The 25308-nt window shown below is 66.9% G+C and carries 21 protein-coding genes and 1 pseudogene; 9 read left to right on the forward strand and 13 right to left on the reverse strand.

Translation table 11 applies throughout. The annotated features are described in order from the left end of the window. Window positions 1-212: 212 nt before the first annotated feature. From ACLKOY_RS11435 to ACLKOY_RS11450, 4 genes and pseudogenes are all read left to right on the forward strand, one after another. Entirely contained in the window at window positions 213-1346 is a 1134-nt protein-coding gene (locus ACLKOY_RS11435; RefSeq protein WP_436453714.1) for an SIR2 family protein, read from the forward strand. 58 nt (window positions 1347-1404) lie between these two features. Beyond that, window positions 1405-2229: a GIY-YIG nuclease family protein gene (locus tag ACLKOY_RS11440; protein WP_436453715.1), complete on the forward strand. Its 825-nt coding sequence runs from the start codon at window positions 1405-1407 to the stop codon at window positions 2227-2229. Window positions 2230-2511: 282 nt separating this feature from the next. Next, window positions 2512-2604: pseudogene (locus ACLKOY_RS11445) on the forward strand (LLM class flavin-dependent oxidoreductase); the annotation flags it as partial. A gap of 98 nt (window positions 2605-2702) precedes the next feature. Further along, a complete protein-coding gene (locus tag ACLKOY_RS11450) occupies window positions 2703-4652 on the forward strand; it encodes an MSCRAMM family protein (protein WP_436453716.1) in 1950 nt (649 codons plus the stop codon). 29 nt (window positions 4653-4681) lie between these two features. Here ACLKOY_RS11450 and ACLKOY_RS11455 read toward each other — a convergent pair whose 3' ends face one another. Further along, window positions 4682-5143, reverse strand: coding sequence for an ASCH domain-containing protein (locus ACLKOY_RS11455; RefSeq protein WP_436453717.1), 462 nt, complete (start codon window positions 5141-5143; stop codon window positions 4682-4684). 21 nt (window positions 5144-5164) lie between these two features. Then, on the reverse strand, window positions 5165-6925 hold the full coding sequence (locus ACLKOY_RS11460) for an alkaline phosphatase family protein (RefSeq protein ID WP_436453718.1): 1761 nt from the start codon (window positions 6923-6925) through the stop codon (window positions 5165-5167). Between the two features lie 166 nt (window positions 6926-7091). Between ACLKOY_RS11460 and ACLKOY_RS11465 the strand changes: the two genes are divergently transcribed. Next, window positions 7092-8519 (forward strand): CCA tRNA nucleotidyltransferase, encoded by a 1428-nt coding sequence (locus tag ACLKOY_RS11465; RefSeq protein ID WP_436453719.1) that lies wholly within the window; start codon window positions 7092-7094, stop codon window positions 8517-8519. A 296-nt stretch (window positions 8520-8815) separates the two neighbouring features. On the opposite strand, the gene ACLKOY_RS11470 is transcribed toward ACLKOY_RS11465, so the two are convergent. Both ACLKOY_RS11470 and ACLKOY_RS11475 read right to left on the reverse strand, forming a co-directional pair. Continuing rightward, on the reverse strand, window positions 8816-9676 hold the full coding sequence (locus ACLKOY_RS11470) for a response regulator (RefSeq protein WP_436453720.1): 861 nt from the start codon (window positions 9674-9676) through the stop codon (window positions 8816-8818). Next, a complete protein-coding gene (locus tag ACLKOY_RS11475) occupies window positions 9669-11225 on the reverse strand; it encodes a sensor histidine kinase (RefSeq protein WP_436453721.1) in 1557 nt (518 codons plus the stop codon). Before ACLKOY_RS11475 ends, ACLKOY_RS11470 begins: the two co-directional genes overlap by 8 nt. A 156-nt stretch (window positions 11226-11381) precedes the next feature. On the opposite strand from ACLKOY_RS11475, the gene ACLKOY_RS11480 reads away from it, so the two are divergent. The 3 genes from ACLKOY_RS11480 (at window position 11382) to ACLKOY_RS11490 (ending at window position 15048) form a co-directional block, all read left to right on the forward strand. Beyond that, window positions 11382-12719: a GAF domain-containing protein gene (locus ACLKOY_RS11480; RefSeq protein WP_436453722.1), complete on the forward strand. Its 1338-nt coding sequence runs from the start codon at window positions 11382-11384 to the stop codon at window positions 12717-12719. Between the two features lie 211 nt (window positions 12720-12930). Next, on the forward strand, window positions 12931-14496 hold the full coding sequence (gene exaC / locus ACLKOY_RS11485) for an acetaldehyde dehydrogenase ExaC (protein ID WP_140038524.1): 1566 nt from the start codon (window positions 12931-12933) through the stop codon (window positions 14494-14496). Between the two features lie 135 nt (window positions 14497-14631). Continuing rightward, the gene (locus ACLKOY_RS11490) at window positions 14632-15048 is read left to right on the forward strand and encodes a DUF779 domain-containing protein (protein WP_436453723.1); all 417 of its coding nucleotides are present in this window, start codon (window positions 14632-14634) and stop codon (window positions 15046-15048) included. 125 nt (window positions 15049-15173) lie between these two features. On the opposite strand, the gene trpS is transcribed toward ACLKOY_RS11490, so the two are convergent. Then, window positions 15174-16208 (reverse strand): tryptophan--tRNA ligase, encoded by a 1035-nt coding sequence (gene trpS / locus ACLKOY_RS11495; protein WP_436453724.1) that lies wholly within the window; start codon window positions 16206-16208, stop codon window positions 15174-15176. 199 nt (window positions 16209-16407) lie between these two features. Here trpS and ACLKOY_RS11500 point away from each other — a divergent pair, with 199 nt between their 5' ends. Then, window positions 16408-16872: an HIT family protein gene (locus tag ACLKOY_RS11500; RefSeq protein WP_436453725.1), complete on the forward strand. Its 465-nt coding sequence runs from the start codon at window positions 16408-16410 to the stop codon at window positions 16870-16872. 128 nt (window positions 16873-17000) lie between these two features. Here the strand turns inward: ACLKOY_RS11500 and ACLKOY_RS11505 are convergent, their stop codons facing one another. From ACLKOY_RS11505 to ACLKOY_RS11540, 8 genes are all read right to left on the reverse strand, one after another. Beyond that, window positions 17001-17756 carry an ABC transporter ATP-binding protein gene (locus ACLKOY_RS11505; RefSeq protein WP_436453726.1) on the reverse strand — a complete coding sequence of 252 codons (756 nt, stop codon included), beginning with the start codon at window positions 17754-17756 and terminating at the stop codon, window positions 17001-17003. Further along, window positions 17753-18550 (reverse strand): ATP-binding cassette domain-containing protein, encoded by a 798-nt coding sequence (locus tag ACLKOY_RS11510; protein ID WP_436453727.1) that lies wholly within the window; start codon window positions 18548-18550, stop codon window positions 17753-17755. Before ACLKOY_RS11510 ends, ACLKOY_RS11505 begins: the two co-directional genes overlap by 4 nt. Further along, entirely contained in the window at window positions 18547-19407 is an 861-nt protein-coding gene (locus tag ACLKOY_RS11515) for an ABC transporter permease (protein WP_181164269.1), read from the reverse strand. Before ACLKOY_RS11515 ends, ACLKOY_RS11510 begins: the two co-directional genes overlap by 4 nt. Then, entirely contained in the window at window positions 19404-20366 is a 963-nt protein-coding gene (locus ACLKOY_RS11520) for an ABC transporter permease (protein ID WP_436453728.1), read from the reverse strand. The genes ACLKOY_RS11515 and ACLKOY_RS11520 overlap by 4 nt, the downstream gene beginning before the upstream one ends. Before the next feature lie 52 nt (window positions 20367-20418). Continuing rightward, window positions 20419-21912 (reverse strand): ABC transporter substrate-binding protein, encoded by a 1494-nt coding sequence (locus tag ACLKOY_RS11525; RefSeq protein WP_436453729.1) that lies wholly within the window; start codon window positions 21910-21912, stop codon window positions 20419-20421. Window positions 21913-21940: 28 nt separating this feature from the next. Continuing rightward, window positions 21941-22636 carry a DUF1684 domain-containing protein gene (locus ACLKOY_RS11530; protein WP_436453730.1) on the reverse strand — a complete coding sequence of 232 codons (696 nt, stop codon included), beginning with the start codon at window positions 22634-22636 and terminating at the stop codon, window positions 21941-21943. A 387-nt stretch (window positions 22637-23023) separates the two neighbouring features. Beyond that, complete coding sequence (locus tag ACLKOY_RS11535; protein ID WP_436453731.1) at window positions 23024-24154, reverse strand: hypothetical protein; 1131 nt, start codon at window positions 24152-24154, stop codon at window positions 23024-23026. Further along, window positions 24151-25113 carry a hypothetical protein gene (locus tag ACLKOY_RS11540; RefSeq protein WP_436453732.1) on the reverse strand — a complete coding sequence of 321 codons (963 nt, stop codon included), beginning with the start codon at window positions 25111-25113 and terminating at the stop codon, window positions 24151-24153. The genes ACLKOY_RS11535 and ACLKOY_RS11540 overlap by 4 nt, the downstream gene beginning before the upstream one ends. Between the last annotated feature and the right edge of the window lie 195 nt (window positions 25114-25308).

A 25308-nucleotide genomic window follows, 5' to 3' on the forward strand; every position in this document is an offset into this window, starting at 1 on the left:
CGCGTTAGCATCGTTGCGTCACCATCCGGTTCTTGAGCGGAGGCTCGATCCCAGCGCGGGTTTGCTTCATCGCTTTTGCGAACACCAATCGCTTGCGAGCAAGGCGCATGCTGGAATGAGCCTGCAGCTTCGGTCCTTCGATCTACCGCGAACCCCGGGGGCGCGACTGACCCCCTAAAGTGAAGACAGATTGTCGATATTGGGGAGTCTCTGTGCCCACACCTCACGCGGCCGCCGTTTTGGTGGGCAACGGATTGTCCGTCGCGTTCAATGCCGAACTGAACCTTCAAAACATCACCGAAGAGGTGATGCGACGCATAGAAGCCGCTGACGGTGACGATGTAGTTGCGGCCATGAAGGAAATTGCTGAACGCGCGCTACCCGATGGCGTCACAAGCTCTGAGGACTTCGAGCAGCTTGTTGGCGCTTTCGGCGCCGAATCGCGGACGTTGAGCACTCTCGAAACCCTCGCGACCTTGACCAGCCCGAAAGACAAGAAGCTACGGAAGGCGATCCGTCGAGTTGCGTCTTTCGCGGAGCAAGTTCGGGACAGCGGAGTTTCGCATGTCCTCGAGGTGATCTGCGAGCGGACTCACGCTTCTCATGAGGACTCCGCTGATCTACACGCATTGGTGTCGGCAATCCTTCAATCGTTCGATGGACGCATCGTCATCGGTAACCTGAATTACGACACCCTCCTACTGGCGGCGCTGATGCGTGTATGTCAGAACCGGGATCTCGCGGACCTCGCGGATGGACGCCGCCAAGTGACGGTGACTGTAAACGATGAGGAAACGCGAACTGTTCAAGGCCTTCGAAAGACGTCGGCGGACTTTCCGGCGTCCCGTCGGGTTCGACTCTTACATCTGCACGGTTCGTTGACTTACTGGGGAAACAAGGGCCGCACTATATTCGCGAAGCTCCCGAAAGAACTCTTAGATGACGGCGATCAGTGGAAGGCTGTGAGGGAACGCACAACCAACGTGCGTCCTGCCGTTGTGTTGGCGAACCCTCGCGACAAGGCACAGCATGTGAACGAGTATCCCTTCAGCCTTGCGTACAAGATGTTCGCTCACGGTCTCCGACGCGCGGATCACTGGCTCATCATCGGCTACTCCTTCAAGGATGCACCGGTGAATGATTTGTTGCGCACCGCTTTCCTTGAGTATGAGGAGAAGCCTTCAGTGCTCGTCGTGACGCACGGTCCTGCACCGACACGCCAGGAGATTGAGCGCGCTATGGGTTGGGGAGCAGACGACCCCGACTCACGAGGGTGGCTAAAGATCAGCAGACGCGGTGCTAATGGGCTTCAAGAGACCAGCCGCTGGGAGCGCTTCACTCCCTGATGTCCCGCCTCCGGCATAGTCTGCTTTCAGAGACCGCATGGACCACGGAGAGGGAACGGTGACACTTCACCAAGCCATCAAGGGAGTGCTGCTGGAACGCGGCGGCCCGATGACGACTGCAGAGATCGCAGACTCCATAAACCATCGCGGCTCTTACAGGAAGGACAACGGTACACCGATTACCGCCTTCCAGATTCACGGACGTACTCGCAAGTACGACCAATGGTTTGAGACGGAGGGCAGCACGGTTCGCCTGACCGGAACCGTTGGAGCGAGCGGGCCGCTTCCCCACGTCAACCCGATTGACGCATCTGCGCTTCCTAGTCCGGAGGCAAGTTCAGATGGTTCGTTCATCGGCGTAACCCTCCTTGACCAGGGGAACTTCCGTGGCGCTGGATCAATCGACGGCACGGTGCCGAATGAACCCGGAATCTATGCGATCCGCATGCGTGACGCTGCTGCACTTCCGGCCCCTTTCTCGACTCACCTCCAGACCCGCGGCCACGACCTCCTCTACATTGGCGTCGCTCGCAGGAGCCTGAACGAACGGTTCCTCGGTCAGGAGCTTCGGGCGCGAGGACACGGCACCTTCTTTCGCAGCATCGGTGCGGTTCTTGGTTACCGTCCCACCGCTGGCAGCCTCATCGGAATGAAGAGTCCTCGAAACTTCGCGTTCGCTCCTTCCGACGAGCGATCGATCATTGAGTGGGTTAACCAGAATCTGCTGGTGAACTGGACCACGGTCGCGAGGGACCACGAAGTAATCGAGCTGGGTCTAGTCCGGCAGCAACGGCCGCTCCTGAACCTTCAAGGCAATCCTGGCAAGCTTCCCGAGCTGTCGGCGCTCAGGGCGGAGTGCGTGCGGATCGCTAACTCGGCTTGAATGTCGGAGGTCTCAGTACTGCGAGGGCATGAGCGGAGAAGCATGGCGCCCTGTGGTGCCGACTGGCAACGAGGACGCACTGATCGAAGGCTTCCCGCCTTACATACGTGAGGCAGTCGTCGGATGGCTTTACGAGCGAGCCGGTGCGGAATGGTCGGGCGTCAGCTCCCGATTCTTCGTCGAGTTCCAGAACGCCGCTCGAGTAAGCATCGGCTTCACCTCGGACAATCAGCTGCAATGGCGCGAAACCGTTCTACCTGCGCTCCGCAAGCTCGACGACGCCTCCACGTGCTCGAGTCCTTCGCGACGCACGTCGCCCCGGCGCTCGGCTGGAAGCCGAACACCGAGGGGCCTGTGCAGGGCGATCCGGTCTGACGACCGACTGGTACGGCCGATGAGAGGGGCGGATGCTGACGGCATCCGCCCCTTCTCTTTCCTCGACTTTCTGAGCGATATATCGATACCCTGGCCGCATGCGAGCGCCCAAGAGCGGGATCCTGGCCGGAGTGATCATCCTCGTCGCGGTGCTCGTGGGGGCTCTGCCCGCTGCCGCGGCCACCACGACCGCCTGGGCGACCTGGCAGCCGCTGACCGGCACGGGTGGCGCCTATACGACCACCGTGCAGGTGGCGGCGCAGCCGGCACTGACAGCGACCATGACCACCGACTCCCGTGCCGGACAGGTCGGCGTCATCTCGGGCGCATCGACCTGGCTCTCGCAGGGCACCCCCGTCGGTGAGAAGTACGGCAGCAGCGTCAATCAGCAGTACCTGAATCTGCGACCGAAGGCCGACAGCCCCGCGAGCCCGTCGACCACCACCTACTCGTTCGCGACGCCCACGCCGGCATCCGGTTGGACCTTCGTGCTGGGTGACATCGACGCCGATTCGGTGCGCATCCAGGCGATCGGCGTCGACGGCGAGACCCTCACGGCCGAGGAGATCGGGTTCAACGGCGGCTTCAACTACTGCGCACCGGGCGTCGTGGGCAAGCCCTCGTGCTCAGGGGTCGCCACGGACGTGCCCTCGTGGGACGCCACGACCCAGACCCTGACAGGCAACGCGGCAGCGTCCGACACGAGCGGCTCGGCGGCGTGGTTCGAGCCCTCGGTGCCGATCACCTCGCTGACGTTCTTCTTCACCCAGCGCTCGGGGTTCCCGATCTACCAGACCTGGTTCGCCTCGATCGCACGCGACATCACGGGAACCGTCACCGACCAGGCCGAGGGCCCGCTGCCGGAAGCCGCGCTCACGCTCACCGATGCGAACGGCGCGGTGGTGGGAACGACCACGACGGATGCCGACGGCATGTACTCCTTCCCCGGTTTCATCGCGACCGACGGATACACGGTGACGGTCACGGTGCCCGACGGCAAGATCGCCGTCGGGCCGACCGCGCAGGCCGTCGACCTCACGACCGAAGACGGCAGCGCGGCCTTCGAGGTGCGCGACATCGAGCCGGTCGCGGTCTCGGGTCGCATCGTCGGCGACGAGGGCACCGGCGTCCCCGGCGCGATCGTCACGATCGAGGGCGTCGACCCGGCGACGACCGACGCCGGTGGCGAGTTCCTGATCGAGGGGGTGCCGGTCGGCCCGCACACCGTCGAGGTCACACCACCGCCCGGGTTCAGCGCCATCGAGCCCACAGAGATCCTGGTGCCGGAGAACAGTGAGGAGCCGATCGTCCTCGAAGACCTGGTCGTGGTCGAGAACTCCGACCTCGGCGGCACTGTCAGCGCCGCCGGAACGGGCGTGCCCGACGTCACGATCACCGTCGATGACGGCGTCGACACGGTCACGACGGTCACCGACGAGGACGGTGCCTACACGTTCCCGCGTCTGCCGGCGGGGGAGTACGAGATCACGATCACCGCACCCGATGGATACATCGCGTCGGGCCCAGCGACTCGCACCGAGAACCTCACCACGACCGACCTCGCGAACGTCGATTTCGAGCTCGCCCGCCTGGGCTCGATCTCGGGAGAGGTGCGCGCCGATGATGGAGCACCCGTGGCCGGAGTGATCATCACGGTGGAATCGGATGATATCTCGCAGCAGTCGACGACAGACGCCGACGGCGGCTACGCCATCGCCGATCTGCCGCCGGATTCGTACGATCTGACGATCACCGCGCCGGAGGGACGCACGATCATCGGCCCGGCGACGGCCACCTTCGTCATCACGGCTGCGGGAGAGTCGATCGTCGGGCAGGACTTCACGATCTCGGCCGCTGTCGTCACGCCGACCGACCCGCCCACGCAGAATCCGCCCGCCCCGGCCTCGCCGCCCGACACCGGAGCCGGTCAGCTGCCGAGCACGGGCCTCGCACCCGAGACCTTCGTCTGGGCGGGCGTGGGCGGCGCCGTGCTCGTGGTGGGAATCGTGCTTCTGCTGATCTCGCGTCGTCGTTCACGCGGCGACTGAGACTCGTGCCTCGGAGGCTTGCGGGTGGGTCAGACGGGGTGGACGACGCGAAAGCGCTCGCAGATGATCGGCATGTCGGCCTCGAAGCCCCGGGGGTTCTCGGAGTGGGCGCGCCAGTATCGTTCGTGTGATTCGCGCCAGTAGGTGAGCGTGCGGTCTCCCTCTCCCTCCGAGTGCGCATGCTCTTCGGTGACCTCGTCGAAGGGCACGGTGCGGACGGCGGTCGTCTCGAGCACGGCGCGCGGCGCGCCGGATCCGTCGAGGATGATGCTCAGCTCACCGACGTACGGCTCGGGATCACCCGTTTCGTCGTAGTCCCACTGCGCGGAGGCGGTTCCGGTCTTCACCCCGTCGAGCACCAGCGCCAGCAGGGCGTCGGCGTGCGCGGGCGTCGCACCGAATGCCCAGGCGCCGGGCGTCTGCTCCGGAAGCGCAGGATTCTCTGCGCGGACGTGGTTCCAGAAGGTGGTGAGCACGGCGCGGTCGGTCATGCGGCAAGCCTATTGCCGCGGCTACTTCGAGTCCGCGGGGCCGAACAGCTCCTCACCGTGCTCGTGCAGCAGACGGTAGGCGTCGGCGAACGTCTCGGGCTCGGGTTCTCCCGGCTTGCCGTACTTGGCGATGAGCAGACCGAGCAGACCGCGAGCGGGCGGGGTGAGCGGTTTCATCTCGGTGGGGTCACCGGGCTTCGGCTCAGCGCGCTCGGGATTCGGGGGCGTGTACGCGGGTGTCGTGACGGGCCAGTCGGCCGGATGCCGGGGCTGGTCGAGGTTCACGGCGTTGAACAGCGTGTTCGCCGACTGGTCGCGGTCATTGAGCGGCTTCAGGCCGTGCAGGCGCGAGAGGGTGGCCGTGACCGACCCGTGGTGCATCTCGTCGTGCACGATGGTGCCTCGCCGCGTGTACGCCGACACGGCGATGGCCGGCACACGGCATCCGAGTCGATCGAAGGTGAAGCCCATCTCGCCCGCTTCGGTGTCTTTCGTCGGCTTCGTCGCCGAAGGAGGGGGCACATGGTCGTAGCATCCGCCGTGCTCGTCGAAGGTGATGAGCAGCAGAGTGTTGACGGCGTTGGAGCCCTTCGGCGACGCGCTGGTGCGCACGGCCTCGTAGATGTCGTGGATCAGCCGGTCACCGGCGCGCACATCGGAGATCGCACTGTCATACACGGCTTCGCCGTCGACCTCGCTCTCGCGCGGCGAGCCGAACGGGGGATGGAAGTCGTTGTGGTCGTAGACCATGCGCGGCTCGATGAAGGCGTATGCAGGCAGGGTGCCATTCTTCGCATCCGCGTAGAAGTCCTCCATCGTGCCGAAATGCTCGGTGCGCCAGTACTTCTCGAGCACCGCGGCATGCAGCATCCCGGTGAACGACACCAGCTGCAGCTTGTCGATGTAGATCTTCCAGCTGACCTTCTCGTCTTCGAGCCGGTTGAACACCGTCGGCGCCGCGGGCGCATCGAGCCACTTGCGATACCCGCCGCCCGCCTGGTTGGTGACGAAGCCATGAGAGGTCGACGCGTGGAAGAACGACCGGTTGCAGAACGTCTGCGACGGCACCCCCGCGTACCAGTGGTCGAACACCGCGAACTCGGAGGCGAGCGTCGACAGCACGGGCAGCATCTCAGGCGAGAAGGAGCCCATGATGTGCGCGGCCTCCTCGGGCCGGGGCTCGGCGCCCTTGCGCAGACGGCGGAAGTTGATGATGTAGTCCTCGAGGAAGCCCGACATCGTCGCCTTCTCGCCGTGCGTCGGTGCGTTGAACGGGGCTGACATCTGGTCGACGAAGAGGTCGGCGTTGTCCTTGGGGTCTACCGTGCCGAAGATCTGCGTGTTGACGTGCGGATACTCCTCGCCCGGGTCGGGGTCGGGGAAGCTCATGATCCGGTCGGTGTCGCCCGTGTAGACGTGTGCGTCGACGACCGTGCCGTCTGCCGCGGTGTTGCTGTGCGTGCCGAACGCGAGACCCTCGAACTTCTCGCCTTTCGGAAGCGTCTCCTTCGAGTACAGATACCCGAGCAGGTTGTCGAACGAGCGGTTCTCGCCCATCACCACGACGAGGTGGTCGAACCCGGGCTCGCTGCGCGGAGTGAGCGCGGCGAACGGATCGGGTGCGGTCGCGAAGCCGTTGCGCTGATTCGTGACGTTCGCACCGATCGCCGCGCCGCCGGCGCCACCGATCACGGCGCCGGCCAGTGCGGCGCCGCCCATCTTGAGGAACCCGCGCCGCGAGGGCACCGGCGCTGTGGGGGACTCGCTCTGTTCTCCGCTCACGTGCTGATCTTAGGACTCGGAGGGTGTTCGGGCACGGATTCGGATCGTGGGGCGACTCGCCGGAGCGACCGGATGCGGGACGGCCTGTCGGCCACTGCATCCGAAGCTGTTCCCGGACTCACCCGACGCCGACGGACGACACGCGCACCCCGGTACGCTGGAACCCATGCTCAATATGGCTGACGGCCTCGTTCGTCTCGGCGCGCTCGCCGAGAACCCGGTCGTCCGCACCCTCGCCGAGGCCTTCGAGGCAGCGGGCTTCGACCTCGCCGTGGTCGGCGGACCCGTTCGTGATGCGCTGATCGGCAGGCCGACCCACGACCTCGACTTCACGACGAACGCGATGCCGGACGACATCCTGCGCATCGTCAAGCCGATCTCGACCGCTCAGTGGGACATCGGCCGCGCGTTCGGCACCATCGGCGCGCGTGTGCAGGGCGAGCAGGTCGAGGTCACGACGTACCGAGCCGACAGCTATGACGGTGTGACCCGTAAGCCGACCGTCGAGTTCGGCGACACGATCGAAGCAGACCTGCACCGACGCGACTTCACCGTCAACGCGATGGCGCTGCTGGTTCCGGCCGTGAAGCTCGTGGATCCGACCGGGGGAGTCGAAGACCTCATCGCCGGTGTCCTGCGCACTCCCGCAGACCCCCACGTGTCGTTCGGTGACGACCCGCTGCGGATGCTGCGCGCTGCGCGCTTCAGCGCTCAGCTGGGCTTCCGCATCGACGACGACACCTTCGACGCGATCGCACAGCTGCGCGCGACGCTCGAGATCGTGAGCCCTGAGCGCATCCAGTCGGAGCTCGTGCGGCTCATGCAGACCGATGACCCCGTGCGCGGTGTCCGCGTGCTGGTCGACACGGGGCTGATCGAGGAGTTCCTGCCCGAGGTGAGCGCTCTGCGTCTCGAGGTCGACGAGCATCACCATCACAAGGACGTCTACGAGCACTCGCTCACGGTGCTCAAGCAGGCGATCTCGCTCGAGCACGCTCGCAACCCGGGCGCAGAGCCCGATGTCGCCCTGCGCATCGCGGCCCTGCTGCACGACATCGGCAAGCCCCGCACCCGCAAGCTCGAAGACGGCGGCGTCGTCACGTTCCACCACCACGACGTCGTCGGAGCGCGCATGGCGCGCAAGCGTCTGCAGGCGCTGCGGTTCGACTCCGACACCACCGAGGCCGTGTCCAAGCTGATCGAACTGCATCTGCGGTTCTTCGGCTACGCCGAGGGAGCCTGGACGGATGCCGCGGTGCGCCGCTACGTGCGCGATGCGGGCGACCAGCTCGAGCGACTGCACATCCTCACCCGTGCCGACGTCACCACGCGCAACAAGCGCAAGGCGGGACGGCTCGCCTCGGCGTACGACGACATCGAGTCGCGTATCGCCGCGCTGCGCGAGCAGGAGGAACTCGACTCCATCCGCCCGGAGCTCGACGGCAACCAGATCCAGAACATCCTCGGCATCGCGCCCGGTCGCGAGGTCGGTGAGGCCTACCGATTCCTGCTCGAGCTGCGTCTCGACGAGGGTGTCATCGGAACGGATGCCGCCGAGCAGCGCCTTCGCGAATGGTGGGCCGCCCGGGGCTGAGCTCATCGAGCAGCTTGACTCCCTGACGGCCCGCGCGCGGCGCGCCCATGAGGGGGGTCCCCCCAGTTGAACGCCCCCTCATGGCGAGGAGACCTCAACGGCTCCTCTGACGCAGACGTCCGAGGACGTGTGCCTTGTCGCGCCCCACGCGCGACCGAGGTCGCGTCGCAGGAGTGGCAACTACGTCGCCTTCGAGCCACAGCGACCTCCCGAGTATCTTCGCGGCTCACGCCATCGCGCCTGACCCCGATGGGGCTTTCCGCATCAGCCCGACGTGTTCTGTCCCTTTCCCGTCGCTATCCCGACTCGTCGATCTCGGGGGTCGCGTGCGCGGCTCGCCAGCGTGCGGGTGGAACCCCGTGCACGTCCTGAAACGCGCGCCGCATGCTGCGCGGACTGCTGAAGCCGCTTCGGCGGGTGATCTCGGTCGCCGTGAGGCGCTCCACTCCGAGCATCAGCATCGCGGCCACCCCGACGCGATGATCGCGGATCGCATCCTGCACCGAGCGCCCGTCGCGTGCGTACGCCCGCTGCAGCTGGCGCGCCGAGACGTGCAGCGAGTCAGCGAGGGTGTGCAGCGTGAAATCGATCGAGTGCGCCTGTTCTGAGATCGCGAGATCGGCGCGTTCTCGCAGAAGATCGAGCGGATGCCCGGCACGGATGTCCTGATCGGTGGCGTCGTGCGGTCGGCCGGGCGAGACATCGACGACGGCGAACTCGCTGTGCATGACCTCGTCGATCTCGGATTGGCCGTCGAAGCTCTGTCGGGATGAGAGGGCGCTGCGCACCCGTGCCACCGATCGGAGCCGGGAGCGCAGCTCTCGCACCGAGAACGGCTTGGCGAGGTAGTGGGCCACGCCCAGCATCCGCATCTGCGAGACGCTGCTCGCCCTGCGGTCTGCGGTGACGGCGATGACGTCGACGTCGTTGCCGTGGTGCGTGCGCAGCAGGCGCAGCACGTCGATTCCGGAGATGCCGGGGAGCTGGAGGTCGAGCAGGACGACGTCGGGACGGTCGCCCTGCATCATCTCGACCGCAGCCTCGCCGGAGGACGCGATGCCCGCGACGACGAATCCGGGGGTCCGCTCGACGAACATCCGATGCAGCTGAGCGGCCATCGGCTCGTCGTCGACGATCAGCACGCGGAGCTCAGCCATGGGCGAACCTCGCGCGCTCGGAGTCGGGAACGGGGATGCTCGCCTCGAACCTCATGCCGCCCAGATCCGATGTGAGGCACGCGCAGCTGCCGCCCAATCGGGTGACGGATCCGCGCACGATGGCCAGACCATAGCCACGGGCATCACGACCCGGCTTGGTGCTCATGCCCAGGGAGAAGACCCGGGCCCGCAGATGCTCCGGGATTCCGGGGCCGCTGTCGTCGACCGCGAAGTTCACGACGGGACCTGAGCCGTCGGGCGCCTCGGATGTCTGGATCATCAGCTGCACGGTGTCGCCCGTCGAGCAGCTCTCGACCGCATTCGACAGGAAGTTCCCGACGATCAGCAGGCTCGCCTCGGTGAAGCTCTGATCTGCGCCGGCCAGATCGGGCAGCGCGGCTCCCGGTGACACGAGCAGACCGATGCCGCGCTCACGGGCACGGGCCCGGTGCGCGTAGACGAGCGCGCGAACGCTCGGGTCCTCGACCCCGTCGGCCGGCATGCCGAACTCGCCCGACACCCCGCCGGCACGCACGAAGTCGAGAGCGCGCTCAGGCTCGGCCATCTCCAGCAGCCCCTCGATGATGTGAAGAGTGTTGGCGAATTCGTGCCCACGCGAGCGCAGCGCATCGATGTGGTTCTGCGCACCGTCCAACGCGCGCAGCAGGGCGGCATCCCGTGAGTAGTCCCTGAGCATCACGAGTCGACTCTCGCCGCCCGCCTGAGAGACATCGAGGTCGGCAGACAGCATCAGGACGCGATCGCCGATCTGGATCAGGTGCGCGTCGAGCGCCCGCCCGCCGCTGCCCCCGCTCGCTGCGGAGAGCAGCCGCTCGGCATCCGTGCCGATGTCGTCCTCGGCCAGACCGAGCAGATCGCCGGCGGTCGAGTTGAACCACAGCAGACCGCCGTCGCTGTCGATGCCGATCGCCGCGTCTGCGATGCTCTCCAACAGCGCCGCTCGCTCGCGCACTATCTGGTCGACCTGCTCGGGCTCCATTCGGTAGGCGGCCCGGGTGAAACGCACCGACAGAACCCGCAGCAGGTAGAACGACGTCGCTCCGACAGTGATGATCAACAATCCGATCGGAAGCACGATGCCCAGGATCCGCCCGTCTCGCCAGCGCGCATCGACCTCGACGACCAGCCAGCCGCCTCGCGCGAGCGGAAGCGAATAGCCGCCCGCGACGCGGGCACCCGGTTCGTCACTGAGACTCGCAAGATGCCAGCCCTCGGCCCTCTCGCCCTCGATGCCACCTGTCGCGATGACGTGGCCGTCGGCATCGACGACCGCATACAGCGAGAACGGCCTGCCGAACGGCCGAGGGTCGCGGCTCAGAACACGCTCGGCCAGCTCGTCGGCGACACCACCCGCGAGCATGCCGACGGCCCCGCGGTCGTTCTCCGCTCCGGTGAAGAGCATCGCGCCGACCAGCGCGGCGGCGAGCACGACGGCGAATGCGAGCGTCTGCGCGACGAAGACCCCCCTTCGTGATGACCTCGTGGGCGGGGTGGCTTCCGCGCGCGCAGCGACGGGGCCTCTTCGCATGATCCTCCGCTCGCGACGGTGTCTTCGTGCATGTTACGGACTCCGCGGCGAAGTACCGGTACACCGGTTCAGACGCCTGTGCACGCGGCCGGAATATCGCGGGTTACGCCCGCGGCATCCGGCTCCTACACTGAGGTAACGCTCCACCGACGACGAATGGAGATGCTTGTGGTCGCGTCGTGGCAGGTGTCACGTGATGGTCCTCCTGAGGCCTCTCGTCTGCTGATCGAGCGTGCACATGAAGAACTCATCGCCGGCAACCTCGACGATCATCGACTGCAGCAGGTGCGTCCTCTCGTCCGTGAGTCGTGGGTGCGTTCGTGGAGAGGGCGGGTCGCGCCCGAGGAGGCCCCACGCATCGAGCTCATGACAGAGGAGCTCGAGGCCTACCGCCTGACTCATCCGCTGGCATCCGCCATGGACATGATCCGGGCACTTCTCCTGCCCGGCACTCCCGAGGAGTCGGGGGTCGTGGTCGCGGTCGGCGATCAGGCCGGCCGGCTGCTGTGGATCGAAGGCGACCGCCAGCTGCAGTCGCTCACCGAGGGCATGGGATTCGTCGCCGGCGCGAACTGGGCAGAGGATGCCGTCGGCACCACCGCCCCGGGCACCGCGCTCGAGCTCGAGCACTCGGTGCAGATCCGCGGGGCCGAGCACTACAACCGACTCGTGCATCCGTGGTCGTGCACCGCGGCGCCCGTGCGCGACCCCGAGACGCGGCGGGTGCTCGGAGTGATCGACGTCACGGGCGGAGACGACGTCGTCTCGACTCAGGCACGGTTGCTGGTCGATGCCACGGCGCGCGCCGTCGAGTCCGAGCTGATGGTGGCGCGGCTTCGGGCACGCAGCGACGCGCCGCGCCCCACGACCTTCTCGTCTCGCGCCAAGCCCACGACCCGCGCGACCCTGCACGTGCTCGGGCGAGACAGAGCGCGCCTGGAGTCCGAGACCGAGCTCGAGGAGTCGATGATCGAGCTCAGCGCTCGCCACGCGGCCATCCTGCTGATGCTCGCGGTGAACCGGCAGGGCCTGTCTGCCGAGCGCCTGAGCGAACTCGTCTACGGACCTGAAGCATCCTCCGACACTCTGCGCCCTGAGATGGTGCGCCTGCGCAAGGTGCTCGAGAAGCACGCGCCCAGCCTCGTTCCCGAATCCCGGCCCTACCGACTGACGGTGCCCCTCGAGACCGACGCGCACGACGTGCTCTCGCTGCTCGACCGAGGCGCGCATCGGGTCGCACTGACCGCCTATCGCGGCCCCGTGCTTCCCGAATCGACCTCGCCGGGTGTGGAGGAGTTCCGTGAGTCGGTGAGAGCGGCGCTGCGCGAGACGATGCTGTCGGAGGCGAGCCTCGACGTTCTGTTGGAATACGCGGAGATCCCGGAAGGGCAGGGGGATGCCGCGGCGCTGCGTCTCGCTCTCGAGATGCTGCCGGCCCGGTCTCCGAAGCGCGCCGGACTCGTCGCGCGCATCGAACGCATCGAAGATCGCTGACCCGGGGTCATCCGGCTGAGGGCTCCCCGCCCGAACGCGTACACGCCGACGGTAGGCCCGCCATCCGGGGAATCATCAGCCGTTCGAGCGGATCCGGCCTGTGGCCGCCGTGCAATCGTTCGCAACGTTGCGCATCGGAGCGCAACCTCCGCCGACCTACCGTCGGAGGACAGCCGCAGCACCGACGCCGTGGCCCGTCGAAGGAGTTCCGATGACGATCGTCGAAGAAGACGTGTCCACCGCCCCCGCATCCTCCGCGTACGCCGCTCCCGGTCAGCCGGGCGCCGTCGCGACCTATCGTCCGCGGTACGGCCATTACATCGGCGGCGAGTTCGTGGATCCGGTCAAGGGTCAGTTCTTCGAGAACGTGAGTCCGGTCAACGGCAAGCCGTTCACCGAGGTGGGTCGTGGGACCGTCGAAGACATCGACCGCGCGGTCGACGTCGCCTGGAAGGCGTTCGCGAGCTGGGGCAAGACCAGCCCGGCCGAGCGCTCGGTCGTGCTCAACAGGATCGCCGACCGCATCGAGCAGCACCTCGAAGAGATCGCCGTCGCCGAGACCTGGGAGAACGGCAAGCCCGTGCGCGAGACGCTCGCCGCTGACATCCCCCTCGCAGTCGACCACTTCCGCTACTTCGCCGGCGTGCTCCGGGCGCAGGAGGGCGGCATCAGCCAACTCGACGAGAACACCGTCGCGTATCACTTCCACGAGCCGCTCGGGGTCGTCGGCCAGATCATCCCGTGGAACTTCCCGATCCTGATGGCCGTGTGGAAGCTCGCGCCGGCGCTCGCCGCAGGCAACTGCGTGGTCATCAAGCCGGCAGAGCAGACTCCGGCATCCCTGCTGTTCCTCTTCGACATCATCGGCGACCTGCTGCCGGCGGGTGTCGTCAACATCGTCAACGGGTTCGGCATCGAGGCGGGCGCACCGCTGGCGCAGCACAAGCGCATCCGCAAGGTCGCCTTCACGGGTGAGACCACGACCGGGCGCCTGATCATGCAATACGCCTCGCAGAACCTGATCCCGGTGACCCTCGAACTCGGAGGCAAGAGCCCCAACGTCTTCTTCGAGGACGTCGCCCGCAACACCGCCGACCCGTTCTACGACAAGGCGCTCGAAGGCTTCACGATGTTCGCGCTCAACCAGGGCGAGGTCTGCACGTGCCCGTCGCGCGCACTCATCCAGCGGTCGATCTACGACGGCTTCCTCGCCGACGGACTCGAGCGGGTCGGCAAGGTGATCCAGGGCAATCCGCTCGACCCGGCGACGATGATCGGCGCGCAGGCATCGAACGATCAGCTGGAGAAGATCCTCAGCTACATCGACATCGGTAAGCAGGGCGGCGCGCGGCTGCTCACGGGAGGCGACCGCGTCGATCTCGGCGGCGACCTCAGCGAAGGCTTCTACGTTGCGCCGACCGTGTTCGAGGGCACGAACGACATGCGCATCTTCCAGGAGGAGATCTTCGGGCCGGTGCTGTCGGTCACCTCGTTCGACGACTTCGACGACGCGATCTCGATCGCGAACGACACGCTCTACGGACTCGGCGCGGGGGTGTGGAGCCGCAGCGGCGACACCGCGTACCGCGCGGGGCGGGCGATCGAGGCAGGGCGCGTCTGGACGAACACTTATCACCAGTACCCGGCGCACGCCGCGTTCGGCGGATACAAGCAGTCGGGCGTCGGCCGCGAGAACCACAAGATGATGCTCGACCACTACCAGCAGACCAAGAACCTCTTGGTCTCGTATGCAGAAGGGCCTATGGGCTTCTTCTGAGTCGTGCAACTCCGCCGTTCGTTGAGCGAGGAGCGGAGCACCGAGACGAAACGCGCTGAGCCGCTCGCCGCGTTTCGTCTCGGTCGGCTCCGCCGTCCTCGCTCAACGACCGGGGGCGATCGAGAGGAGTGGACCATGGTGAGCATCGGCACCTACCAGCGGGTCGACGTGACGGATGCCGCAGCATCCCTCGTCAGAGATCTCACGGTGCAGCATGGGCCGCTGATGTTCCATCAGTCCGGCGGATGCTGCGACGGCTCGTCGCCCATGTGCTACCCCGTGGGGATGTTCATCACCGGCCCGAGCGACGTGCTGCTGGGCGCGCTCGACGTCGGGCTCGAGGCCCCGGTCGAGGTCTTCATGTCGGAGTCTCAGTTCGAATACTGGAAGTACACGCACCTGACCATCGACGTCGTGCCGGGTCGAGGTGCGGGATTCTCGGTCGAGGGCCCGACGGGCATGCGGTTCCTCATCCGCTCGCGGATGCTGAACGACGCGGAGCTTGCGTACTTCGGGCTGTCGGGTTCGGCGGGCGGCCGATCGGCTGGCTGATGCCCGACTGGCTGGCGACTCGCCGTCGATCGGTCAGCCATCCGTGAAACGGCCAGTCATCCGGGACGGATGCAGGAGACGATGAAGCAATACCGAGTTCAGCCGAACTGACCTCTTGACGGCCGTCAGTACGTCATCCCCATCGCCGTTCTCACTTCGTCGAGCGTGTTGTTCGCGACCGACTGCGCGTGCTCGTTGCCCTCACGGAGCACGGCGGCGGCGTCAGCCATGGTGAGCGCGGCACGACGAGCCCGGTGGTCTGCGAGGAACTCGTTCACCGCCTCGGTCGTCAGGCGCTTGAGCGCACCGGCCCCCGCGCCGCCGACCTCGTCCGCGATCTGCTCCGGAGTGCGCTCGAGAACGACCGCGGCCGTCGCGAGCAGCCCAGAGACTCCTGGCCGGTTCAGGGGGTCGTAAGTGATGCCGCGCTCCGAATCGGTGGGAGCGCGCCTGATGGCATCGGCGGTCTCGTCAGCCGTCATCCCCAGCGCGATGGCATTGCCATAGCTCTTCGACATCTTGCGTCCGTCGAGGCCGGCAAGCTCAGGGGTGTCGGTCACGAGAGCCGCCGGCTCGGGAAACACCTGGCCGTAACGGTCGTTGAAGCGACGCGCGATCGTTCGTGTCGTCTCGACGTGCGGGAGGTTGTCCTTCCCGACAGGAACCAGGTTGCCTTTGCAGAACAGGATGTCGGCCGCCTGGTGCACGGGGTACGTGAGCAGCAGGCCGCTCAGGGTTCGACCGGATGCCGCGAGCTCGGCCTTGACCGTCGGGTTGCGGTGCAGCTCTGCTTCGGTGACCAGGCTGAGGAAGGGGAGCAGGAGCTGGTTGAGGGCCGGCACCGAGGAATGGGTGAAGATCGTGGTGGTCTTCGGATCGAGGCCGGCGGCGAGGTAATCGAGGATCGCGCCGTACACGTTGCCGCGCACATCGCCGGCCGAGTCTCGGTCGGTGATCACCTGGTAGTCGGCCAGGATGACGAACGTCTCGATACCGGTCTCCTGCAGTCGTACACGCTCGCGGATGGTGCCGAAGTAGTGGCCGAGGTGCAGCCTCCCCGTAGGGCGCTCCCCGGTGAGCACTCGGTAGTCCTCGGGGTTCTGTTCGATCGCCTCCCGGAGGTCGGGCATGCGAGCGAGGGTTGCGGCGTACGAGTCCATGATCTGCTCCTGAATCGAAAGGAGCTGCACGGACATGGTGCCGCGAAGGGGTCGCGGGCTGCCGTGCAGCCCGCGCGTGAATGCGTTACGGCTGCTCCGGCAGCCACCACGACGAAACGGTGAAACGCATAGGTCGAGGATAGCGGCGCTCGGCGCTGGAGGCGACTGGCAGCGGAGTTCTCCTGGTTACCATGGGGCGATGTGGTGGAGTGATGACGAGTGGGCGGAGCTTGTGGATCCGGAGCACTGCGGGATGTGTGCCGACGCTCATCTGCCGGAGAACGAGCACAGCATGCTCGTCGCCTCGACTGAGATGACTCACGTCCGTCTGGTGCGGAACCAGGCGCATCCCGGCTACACCGTCGTCATACTTCGCGAGCATCTCACCGACCTCGGTCAGCTGGATACGGACCAGCTCGACGCCTTCTGGCGTGATGTCCAGCGGGCGGGTCGAGCTGTCAGCACAGCCTTCGACCCGCGGAAGATCAACTACCTGGTGATGGGGCATCGGGCACCGCATCTTCATTGTCATGTGTTCCCGCAGCACCTCGCGGATGACCCTCTTCGAAACGTCGACATCTCCGATGGCCCTGAGTATCTCGGCGACGCGGAGATGGCCAGTTCAGTGGCGGCACTGCGAAGGGCTTGGCACGAGATCGCCTGAGCCCAGGGAGCCATCTGCGGCCATTTGGCTGGACGATGTCCGACTGGCTGCGGACACGCCGTCGGTCGGGCAGCCGTCCGTGACACGGCCAGCCACCCGGGACGGTAGGGACGGTGGGGACGGCCGGATCAGCGCGGCAGCCGGGGAACCGCGGCGACCAGCGCGCGCGTATAGGGGTCCCGCGGGGCATGAAGCACGGATGCCGTGGAACCCTGCTCGACCACGCGACCGTTCTGCAGCACGACCGTGCGGTCGCAGGCCGAGGCGATGGCGGTCAGGTCGTGCGACACCATGATGAGCGACAGGCCGTTCTCGCGGCGGAGGCGGTCGAGCAGTTCGAGCACCTGCACGCGGGTCGTGACGTCGAGAGCGCTGACCGGCTCGTCGGCGAGCAGCACCCGAGGGCGCGAGACGACCGCGCGCGCGATCGCGATGCGCTGACGCTGCCCTCCCGAGAACTCGTGCGGATATCGGCGGGCGGTGTCGGCGGGCAGCCCGACGGATTCGAGCGCTTCGGCGATGCGATGCTGCGCGTCGGCCCCGGATGCCAGGCGCAGTGAACGGAGCGGCTCACCGATGATGCGGTCGATGCGCTGACGGGGGTCGAGCGACGAGTACGGGTCTTGGAAGACCGGCTGCACACTTGCTCGGAAGCGACGCATCTGCGTGCGGTCGCGCAACGACAGAGGCTTTCCCTCGAACAGCATCTGGCCGTCACGGGGTGCAGACAGTCCCAGCAACAGCCTCAGGATCGTCGACTTGCCGGCGCCCGATTCGCCGACGAGGCCGAGGGAGTCGCCCTCGTCGAGGCTCAGCGACACGTCGTCGAGCACCCGCCGGGATCCATAGGCGAAGCCCGCACCGCGCAGTTCGAGAATGCTCATCGCTCGCCCTCCCCGGTGTCGAGGAACGCATCGAGTGCACGCGCGCTGTCGACCAGCATCCGCGTGTACGGCTCCGACGGATCCTGCAGCACCTGTGCGACGGCGCCCTCTTCGACCACGATCCCGTCGCGAAGGACCACGATGCGGTCGACCATGCGCGAGACGACGGCGAGATCGTGGCTGATGAACAGCAGCGCCATGCCCCGGTCGGCGACGAGTCGCTCGAGCAGAGCGAGCACGGCATCCTGCACCGTCACATCGAGCGCGGTCGTCGGTTCGTCGGCGATCAGCAGCTTCGGGCGCGCTGCGAGGGCGATAGCGATCGCCACGCGCTGGCGCTGACCGCCCGAGAGCTCGTGCGGGTAGGCGCGGGCGATGCGCGGATCCGAGAGCGCGACCTCATCGAGAGCGCTCGCGACAGCCGAACGCAGCTGGGCACCGCGCAGGCCGAGGTGACGGCGCAGCGGCTCGGCGATCTGACGACCGACCCGCATCAGCGGATCGAGTGCGGTGAGCGGCTCCTGGAACACGATCTGCGCGACCGGTCCGCGCAGCGGGCGCAGCTCGGCATCCCGAGCACCGACGACCTGGTGCTCATCGAGCAGCACCGAACCGGAGGCGTCGAGAGAATCCGGCAGCAGACCGGTGACGGCGAGCGAGGTGAGCGACTTGCCGGACCCCGATTCGCCGATCAGCCCGAGACGTTCGCCGGCCGCGAGCGAGAACGAGACATCGCGAACGAGCGCGCCGGATGCCGACCGGACCGTGAGGCCTGAGACGTCGAGAATGCTCATCGGCTCCTCCTGCGGGTCGGGTCGGCGAGGTCGCGCAGACCGTCGGCGAGGAAGTTCACTCCCAGCACGAGAGCGATGATCGCGATACCGGGGGCGATCGCGCCGACCGGGGCGGTGAGCACGGTGCCCTGCGCCTCCTGCAGCATCCGACCCCACGACGCGTTGGGCGGCGGAGCGCCGAGTCCGAGGTATGACAGGCTCGCCTCGGCGAGCACCGCGGCACCGAACTGCAGCGCGAGGCTGACGGCGAGAGTCGGCGCGATGTTCGGCAGCACGTGCTGGAACACGATGCCCAGCGTCGAAGTGCCGCTGGTGCGGGCGGCGGTCACGAACTGCTCCTGGAGCACGCGGCGAGACAGGATGCGGGTGAGCCGCGCGACGACCGCCGACATCGCGAGACCGATCGCGAGCACGGCCGACCACAGCGACGCTCCCTGCACCGCGACGACGAGCATCGCGAGCAGCAGCACGGGGAACGCGATCACCACATCGAGTCCGGCCGAGAGCGTGTCGTCGACCCAGGGGCGTGAGAACGCCGCGATGAGGCCGACGATGGTGCCGAGCACGGCGGCGATCGCGACCGAGCAGGTGCCGACGATCAGCGCGATTCGCGCGCCCCACATGAGCTGCGAGAGCAGGTCGCGGCCGAGTCGATCGGTGCCGAGCAGGTGCAGGGCGCTGGGCCCTTCGAGGCGACTGCCGCTGGTGTCGGCGAGCGGATAGGGCAGCCAGAACAGCGAGACCAGGGCGATCAGCACGACGACGCCGGTGAGCACGAGCCCGATCAGCAGGGTCGCCTTGGGCCGGCGTCGCACGGGGACGGAGCCGGTGATCAGCTGCTCGGCGACGCGGCTCATCGGTTGCCCGAGACGCTCGTGCGCAGACGCGGATCGATCAGGCGCTGCACGATGTCTGCGGCGAACCCGACCAGCAGCACGAAGAGTGTGCTGACGACGAGGACGCCCTGGATGACCTGGAAGTCGTGCTGCTCGATGGCCGACAGCAGCAGGCTGCCGAGCCCGGGAAGAGTGAAGACGCTCTCGACGACCACCGCGCCGAGCAGCGTCGTCGACAGCTCGATGCCGAGGATCGCGACGACGGGCACCGAGCCGTTTCGCACGCCGTGACGCAGAAGCGCCTCGGCCATGCCGGAGCCCCCGGCCCGGGCGGTGCGCAGGTAGTCGCTGCCGATCACGTCGAGGGTGGCTGACCGCACGTATCGGCTCAGGGAGGCGCTCATCACGATCACGATGGTGATCACCGGCAGGGCGAGCGAGCGCAGCGCGTCGGCCGGGTCCTCCCAGTCGTCGCGGGGAAACCCGCCGGATGGCAGCAGGCCGAGTCCGAGAGCGAAGACCCACACCAGCACGACGCCCACCCAGAACACGGGCACCGCGACGCCGAGCTGCGCGAAGCCCGAGAGCGCGATGCCGTACCAGCGGTCGGACTTCACGGCCGCCGTGATGCCGATCACGAGCGAGACGAGCAGGGCCAGCGTGAAGGCGATGAGAGTGAGGGGAAGGGTCACGGCGAGGCGGTCGGCGATGTCGGGACCGACCGGACGAGAGCTCAGGAACGACTCTCCGAGATCGAAGCGCAGCAGCTGACCCGCCCAGGTCGTGAACTGCTGCAGCAGCGGCTGATCGGAGCCGACCTGCGCGCGGGCGGCGGCGATCTGCTCGGGGGTGGCGTTGACCGAGAGCAGGGCGTTCGCCGGGTCGCCCGGCAGCAGTCGCAGCAGCACGAAGATCGCGATCATCGCGACGACGAGCGAGACCACGAGGAAGGCGAGGCGGCGGATCAGATAAGCGAGCATGACTGTTCAGGATGAGGAGGGGGATGCCGACGCGCGGCATCCCCCTCGCGCGTCAGGACTTGACGATGTCGTAGGCGAAGAACTGGGAGTTCAGGCCGTTGACCGGGTAGCCGCTGAGGTCGCTCGAGGCGACCACGATCTGCGGGTAGAGGTACAACCATACGCTCGCGGCATCCTCGGCGATCTTCTCGTTGACCTGCTTCAGCAGAGCCGTCTGCTCGTCGGTCGTCGCGGCCTGCTCGGCCTCGGCGACCCACTGCTGCACCTGGGCGTCGTTGTAGCCCCAGTAGAAGTCGGGGTTGCCGTACCAGACGACGTCGCGGTCGTTAACGTGCTCCTGGAGCGTGGCCTCGAAGTCCTGCTCCTTGAACACCTTCGTGTACCACTCGTCGGCGCTGATCGTGTTGATCTCGACCGTGATGCCGACCTCGGCGAGCTGCGACTGCAGGAACTCCGCCACGGCGGGGTGCGGGTCGTAGCTCGGGGTGTCGAGCGTGAACGTGAAGCCGTCGGCGTAGCCGGCCTGAGCGAGCAGATCCTTCGAGAGCTCGACGTCATACGGGTTCACCGAGGTGAGGTCCTCGTACCAGGGGTCGGTCGGCGGCACCATCGAGCCGATCAGCGTGCCGTAGTCGCCCCAGATCGACTCGAGGAGCTTCTGGGTGTCGATGGCCGAGTAGATCGCCTTGCGCACGAGCGCGTTGTCGAAGGGAGCGACGCGGTCGTTGAACGCGAGCAGCTCCTTGGTGGTCGAGGTGCCCTCGCTGATCACGTAGTCGTCGTTGTCGAACTGCGCGAGCGAATCCGGGCTCTGCACGCTGGTGATCACGTCGATCTCGCCCGTGGCCAGAGCGTTGTTCTCGGCGGTCGCGTCGGTGAAGTACGTGTAGACGACCTCGGCGTTCTTGGCCGGCTCGCCCCAGTAGTCGTCCCAGCGCTCGAGCGTCAGGGTCGAGCCCTTCTTCCACTCGTCGAGCGTGTAGGGGCCCGTGCCGTCTTCGGATCCGGTGATGTCGCCGGCCTCGTCGTTCACGACCCAGACGTAGCTGAGGTTGTAGAGGAACGAGATCGACCGCTGCGACAGCGTGAAGACGACGGTCTGGTCGTCGGGGGTCGCGATGTCGGCGATCGTCTTGAAGCTCGACTTGCGGGCAGAGACCGAGTCCTCGGCGGTGACGGCCTCGACGCTCGACTTCACGTCGGCGGAGGTCAGCGGGTCACCGGAGTGGAAGGTCACGTCGTCGCGCAGCGTGATCGTGTAGGTGAGTCCGTCGTCGGACACCTGAGCATCCTCGGCGAGGAGCGGTTCGACCTCGCCGTCGTCGGTCAGCCGGTAGAGGCCCTCGTAGACGTTGCCGGTCAGCGCCTCGGTCACACCCTGGCCGCCGCCCTGGGTGTTGCTGAGGTTGGTCGGCTCGTACAGCGAGCCGATGAAGATCGTGGCGTCTTCGCTCGCGGCGTCGTCGGTCGCGCCCGACGCGCATCCGGCCACGAGGGCGAGCGTGGCCACGGCGCCGAGCGCGCCGAGGATGCGGGTTCTTCTCATGAGTGCTCCAGGGTGAGGGGGTGCGGCGTCACGCCGCGTAGATGTCGAAGCCGTCGCGGAAGACGACGTTCTTCTCGCCTGCTCGGATAGGCAGGGGGAAGCGGTTGGATGCCGGCGGCAGCGGGCAGTTGTACTGGGTGCTGAATCCGCAGGGCGGCACGAAAGCGCGGTTGAAGTCGAGGGTCACGGATCCCTCGTCGTCGCGCAGCTCGACGAACAGGAAGCGGCCCGACCCGTAGGTCTCGGAGCCGTTCGTCTCATCGCCGAACACGAGCAGCAGCGTGCCACCGTCGTCGAAGGCCGCCAGGGTGTACTCGCGGCCGTCGAGCTCGAAATGGATGTCGCCCGGGACGACGAGCTCCCGGGTGCCGCCGTTGTCGCGGATGTGTTCGAACGACACCCGCCGATCGCCGGACACCGGGGTGAAGTGCCCCTCGAGCACCCACGCGGGGTCGTAGTCATAGGTGTCGATGCGGTCGAAGGCGCGGATCGCGGGCGCATCGGCATCCCACCGGCGCAGTCCGTGCTCGGCCTCACCGGTCTCGATGTTCGTGCGCTGGATCGGCGTCACGGTCACCGTGTCGGACGCCGCCTGCTGCTCGGCATCCAGATCGGGCGCCTCGCCCGTCCAGCGGGTCTCGATCAGAGCGAGGTTTCCGGTCGCCGAGGTGACGGAGGCGCGACGCTCGGCCTGCCACTGGGTGTGATCTTCGAATTCAGACATCACCTTCCATTCTCTTGCATGCAGAAAGAGGTGGGGCCGGGTCCGTCACTCTGGGTAATGCGCGACGTCACGGCTGACAGGGCCTTTCCGAGCATGCACGAATGCCGCGTCAGAAGGGGGCTCCAGGCCCTCATTTCGCACGTTTTCGGACGCGATGCAACGCGTTCGGTCGAGTCTCTTCCGCGCAATGGAATGCAACGTATGCCGGTATACCATTACTCATATACGCGCAGAGTTGTCAGTCCCCAGCTGACCCGCGCGTACGGACGGTTCGACCGTCCTGCGGAGGGAGTGTCAGATCTCCTTCTGATCCCGAGGGGGGATGGGGTGGGAACGCTGATCCCCAGTCAGCACCCACCCCCACAACCCACCCTCGGCGGTTCGCGTTCAGAAAGATCTGGACCAGAACCAGAACGCCGCGAAGGCGATCATGAAGACCACCGGCACCCACGGGAAGCTTCGCTTCAGTCTGCGTCCTTCGTGCGCGACGCCCGGCGGCGGCGACAGCAGGCCGACCGGGGGAGCGAACGGAAGGCGCTCGTTCACGGGCCGGGCTGAGGTGGATGGCGAAGCGGATGCCGCAGCCGTCGGATTCTCGACGAGCAGACGCTCGTCTCTCCAGCGCTCCCACTGATCGAGCTTCGTGATCAACGCGCCGACGGCACCGAACAGCCAGGCCCAGGTCGCAGGGTCGAGCGTCGACACCCTGCGCTGCGTATAGAGGAACATCCAGTCGTCGACGATCTCGACGTCGAGCTCGGCGGCGTTGTCGATGAACCGGGCCATGATGTCGGGCGTGAACAGATACAGCGCGTCACGTTCGTACCCCTCGGGGCAGTAGAGCGTGAAGTACTCGTCGAAGTCGCCTTCGAGCGACAGCCGCTGCTCCTTCTGGAAGGACGCCGGCAGGTTCGACCCGAAGCCGTTGTTGCCCTTGGCATCGAGCACGATGTTGGGCAGCGGCGCGTCGAGCTTCACCGCGACGTAGCCCCAGCGATAGGTGGTCGAGCTCTTGCCGCGCTTCACCGTGTACTGGTAGTTGCCGAACTCGACGAACCTCGGCGTCGTGCCCCGCACGAGATCGGTCGACATGCGCGAGCCGCCGAGGCTGAAGATCATCCCCGGCAGCGAGGGAGCGGTGACTCGTCCCTCGTACGACATGCCGTTCGCCTGGGCGAAGCGGTGGAGGCGATAGCGGGTGACGCGGGCGCGACGCCAGCCGATGAACGACCCGACGGCGATCATGACTGCGATGACGCCGAAGATCACCAGCGGGACTGTCGCGAACCCGGATCCGCCGGGCGTGGAGACGATGCTGACGATGGTCATGAAGACCACAGGGACCACGACGAGGGCCATGAGCGAGATGACGACGATCGCGAAGATGGTCGTGCCGCGCGTGCCGCTGGATCCACGGGCACGCAGCTCGGCCGCGAACGCGGTGACCGCCTTCGGATCGACCGGCTCGGTGAGCGGAGCGGCGTCGAAGGTCGGTCCCGTCTGCGGCGTCGTCGTCATCGATTCACCTCGTCGGCATCCCAGGTGAGGTCGGCGTTCTCGGGGATCGGGAACGCCTCGAGCCGCTCGTCGGCGCAGATCGCGGCGACCAGCTCGGTCGACCCGGCCACGATCGTCGAGTCGTAGTCGATCTCGCTCACCATCACCCAGGCGTGGTCGTCGGGCCACAGGATGCTCGGGGTCTGCGCGGACGGCTCGAACCCGTGCTCCTCGGCCGGGCGGTCGCGCCAGGGGGCCTCCAGCACCCAGTCATGACGCGTGAAGTCCGTGATGGCTCCACGAAAGAGCACGTGGTCCCGCTCAGGCAGACGGAACCGTGGGCCCTCCGAGATCTCGCGCGCCAGGATGCCCTCCTGCCAGGTCTGCTTTCGGAAGACGTTGTTGAACGGATCCTTCACGCTGCGATCGAGCATCGCCTGGTGATTCGGGTCGTCGCTGAATGTCAGGAAGGCGCGGGACGGGCCGTGCCCCATGTGGCCGACCAGACCGCCCCGGCCCTCCCAGAGCGCCGCGAAACCGGCATCCGGAGTCGTCGTGTGAGCGATGAGATGCGAGGCGATGGATGCGAGCATCTCGGGTGCCATTTCACCCTCGATCGGACCCGTGAACTCTCGACCGTCGGGTGACAGCCGTAGGTTCCAGTCGGCGTCGGGTGGAGTGCGCACGATGCGCTGCCACTGCGCCAGCGGATGCAGCGTGGTGCCGAAGGCGGATGCCGTCTCGGCCCAGGTCACGGGCTCATCGATGAACCGATCGAGGAGGGACTGCCGCTCGGCATCCGGCATCGCGTCGTACTCGTCGTAGGTCGGCACCGGCCGGTCGGGCAATGAGCGCACGATGGCGGGGTGCAGGATGCGGGCGTAGGCCGGGAAACCGTGCGGCACGACGGCGTGCATCGTCGCTTTCCATGGATCGTCGAGGCGTTCGCGCAGCCAGTCGCCGGCCGAGGTGTCAGACATCCAATGCATGCGACCCACGGTACCTGCGAGATATCGGATCACCCCTTCGCGCGGCGGAGGCGGCGCACTATGCGGGGGAGTAAGAGGCCGGTCGAGCTCGCACAGCGTCAGACGAAACGCCGCGGGCGTCGAGGGCCAGGCATGTTTCGTCTCGCCCGATCTGCCCGGTGAGCGGGCCGGGAAGACGCTTGCCGA

Source organism: Microbacterium sp. K2 (assembly GCF_051365005.1).
GTDB lineage: Bacteria > Actinomycetota > Actinomycetes > Actinomycetales > Microbacteriaceae > Microbacterium > Microbacterium foliorum_B.